This window comes from Pseudomonas sp. P5_B2 (genome assembly GCF_056400445.1).
Genome location: NZ_JBFULH010000457.1, coordinates 1 through 3,270, shown reverse-complemented (window position 1 = coordinate 3,270; position 3,270 = coordinate 1). Strand labels below are relative to the sequence as shown.

Below are 3,270 nucleotides of genomic sequence, written 5' to 3'. Positions count from 1 at the left end.
CGCCACCAATGGACACGTAATCATTGATCCGATAGGCAATGGTGGGCTGCAGGGTTATTTCCTTGGTCGTGCTATAGGAACCATGGTAACGGCCCTGAAAACTGCTCTCGTAATCATTGATCAGACCACTCGGCGCATAAAGGCCCAGACCCACCGAAAAACGATCGTCAAGCGGCGTCGACATATAGGCGAAGGGCACAACCCCCAAAGGGACCGAGTCCCCCTTATTTGTTCCTGGGGCACTGCTTTGCGCATTGCTAATGTCGTCGCTCACCGAGACGACCGCGACTCCGCCGGAAATCTCACTGCGCTTCAACTTGGTCAAGCCTGCGGGATTTCCAAAGATAGTGCTGGCATCCAGCGCCGAAGATGACCTTCCCGCATAAGCAGTGCCTGCACTGCTGGCACTTTGTTCGTTCAGGGCAATGCCATTGGCGCCCACGGTTGTTGAAGCGGTGAGTATGGCTACAACACCGGCAAACTTGATCCAGGAAGTAAACCCTTGTTGAACAGAGAAACGCAGGATCGCGCGGTTATTCACTTTCATTGTCCACCTCTTATTCTTTTTGTTGGTTGCGCACAGTCAAGGCTTCGCCTTCCCGTGCACATCTCAGTGCCGGTTGGAGTTGATCGAAGTTGTAAAAATGGCCCTGGTTGATACGCCCCAAGGCATGCCTGCTTAACTTATAGAGGCGGACTTGCGCTCATTCAGCCACTCCACCTGGAAGCTGTACCGTCCCAGTAAAAGGGCCAGGGCCTGCTGATTGCCTCCCGCCCGGATGCTTGCGACCAGCCCGCGTCGTGCATCCTGTAACACCTCTACCTCAACATCCTGGAGACACAGACGTTCCACTTCCTGCTGGACGACTCTATAAATCTCCCGCTGCTGCAAAACGGGTTTGAATATCTTGCCCACGGCCGTCAGGGGCAACGCTTCGAGAATTTCAATGCGCTTGGGAACGGCTGCCCGCTCGCTGATGTTGAGATGCGCGAATGCCATAAGTTCTTCAGCGTTGCAGGTTTGCCCGGGACGCAGTTGAACGTAGGCGACCGGCACCTCGCCCGAGTAGGCATCGGGGCTGCCGATTGCAGCGGCCAAGGCGACGGCGGGATGCGCCTGCAGAACCTCCTCGATTTGCTTGGGATCGATGTTATGCCCGCCTCGGATAATCAACTCCTTCTTGCGTCCGGTCAGCCAGAAATAACCCTGCGCATCCTGGCGACCCAGATCGCCCGTATTCAACCAGCGCTGACCGTCGATATCGATCCAAAGGCCTTGGTTATGACGCTCCTCCAGATAGCCATCGAAGAGGTTCGGACCGCTGATCGTGATGAGGCCGATCTCATCCACATTGGCGTCGCGCAGGTACTCTCCGGAATCCTTGAGCACAATCGCACGCATATTCTGGTAGGCGATCCGTATCCCGATGGAGCCGATACGACGCTCGCCATGGGGCGGATTGATTGAGGAGACGCAGGTGCCCTCAGTAAGACCGTAGCCTTCAAGAATCTTCACCCCGGTCCGATGCTCGAACTCTCGGAAAAGTTCGGCCGGCATGGGTGCGGCGCCACACATTGCGAAGCGAAGACTGGACAGGTCGCGGCCCTGCAATTCATTTTGCAAAAGTGCAGCGTAGACAGTCGGCACGCCGGAAAAGAGGTTGATGCCGAAGTACTCGACCATCTCCCAGAATCGTGGGATCACCCCTTCGCCACGATACCCATGAGGCGTCCCGAGGATCACATGGTCGCCTTGCGTCCAAGGCATCAGTCCAGTGACCAGTTGTCCATTGACATGAAATAGCGGCAGGCCACAAAAGATAACCTGACCACCGCTGCGTGGCTGCAAGTGAGCGGCTGCGGCCCATGCATTGAATACTTCAGAGCCATGGGTACGCGCGGCGATCTTGGGTAGTCCGGTGGTGCCACCCGTACAAATGTAGGAGGCGCATTCATCCTGGCGGATTTGCCGACCGCTCTTCAGGTGTGTGTGCGGCTGGGCATTCATCAGTGATCGCCAATCATGGATCGAGATACCGCGGTGTAACTCTCGCTCTTTCAGTGCCACGGCTTTCAGAACACCACGCACAGGTTCGGCGACATAGGACTCCATGCTGACCCAAACGACAGACCTGACCGTGGGTAACTGATCCAGCTGCGAAGCCAGTTTTGGCCACAGATCGCTGCCCACAGTCGGCGCAAGCGTCACCACTACAGTGGCCTTCGCGGCATTCAGCAAGCCGGCCATCTGCTTGGCCTCAAGCAGAGGGTTGATCGCCATGACGATACCCGCCGCCTCCCCGCCCCAAATTGTGAAATGGGTTTCCGGCAGGTTGGGCAGGATGAAGGCAAGCACCTCGCCGGGCTTTATGCCCAGGTCATGGAAGGCATTGGCCGCGCGGGTGATATCCGCGAAGAGTTGGGAGTAGCTCCACTCAACGGTGCGTCTGAAATTGGCGGCATCGGTGAAGAAACTTAGCGCCGGTGCCTGGGGAGTGCACTCGGCTGCCCGTCGCAGCGCTTCATATGTGCTAGAGGCCAGTTCGCGCTCCGACAAGGGGACTCGTTCGAGGCATTCGATATCGTTCAGAGTCTGCACCACCATCAGACTTCCCCCACAACTCGGTTGCGTTGCACACCGAGGTCGATCACACCATCGGCACTGCGAATGCGGGCCTCAACCACATCGCCCGGCTTGAGATACTGCGGCCGGCTCTCCTGCGCCTTGAGAAACAGTTGCCACTTGGTGGCTTCTGGCATCAGAGCCGCAATGCGCTGTTTGGCAGGCGAAGGAATCGTCAGCGCACAGCCAGCAGGAGTACCGGTGGCGATCAGGTCTCCAGCGGCGAGATCTTGCAAGGTGGAGAGTTCAGTAAGGGTTTCAGCGGGACCGTAAACCAGATTGGCTGTGCTGTCGCTCTGTCGCACCTGGTCGTTGACCGTCAGACGTAGCTGCAGCGCTTTCAGGTAATGCATGTCCTTGGCATCCAGAAGACAGAGGTAGGGACCGACCGGGCCGAAAGTGCGGAAGCTCTTGCCCTTGTAGAATTGCATCTGCGGAATCTGAATGTCGCGGGCCGAGTAGTCATTAACAATGACGACGCCGGCGATGAACTCATGCAGGTTGGCGTCAGTGACAGACACAGAACCGCTGATCGCGCGTTTCATCACAAGCCCCAGTTCAATCTCGTAGTCGAGGAAGCGCACGGTGCGCGGCTTGATCAGGTCGCTATCAGCCGCCACCAGGCAACTCGTTGCCTTGGTGAAGAT

Annotated in this window: 3 protein-coding genes; all 3 read right to left on the bottom strand. The window is 57.3% G+C overall.

Features of this window, described 5'->3' with window-relative positions:
• A partial coding sequence (locus tag AC1DRJ_RS22290; protein WP_477804044.1) for an outer membrane protein transport protein occupies nt 1-547 on the bottom strand: 547 nt, incomplete at its 3' end.
• A gap of 132 nt (nt 548-679) precedes the next feature.
• Nucleotides 680-2,605, bottom strand: a complete 1,926-nt coding sequence (locus AC1DRJ_RS22285; RefSeq protein WP_477804043.1) for an acyl-CoA synthetase — start codon at nt 2,603-2,605, stop codon at nt 680-682.
• Nucleotides 2,605-3,270 (bottom strand): fumarylacetoacetate hydrolase family protein (locus AC1DRJ_RS22280; RefSeq protein ID WP_477804042.1); only part of this gene is annotated, 666 nt, incomplete at its 5' end. The genes AC1DRJ_RS22280 and AC1DRJ_RS22285, both read right to left, overlap by 1 nt.

What these genes read in the sequence shown, in the direction of transcription:
- AC1DRJ_RS22285 (WP_477804043.1), bottom strand. Translation starts at nt 2,605, where the DNA reads ATGGTGGTGCAGACTCTGAACGATATCGAATGCCTCGAACGAGTCCCC.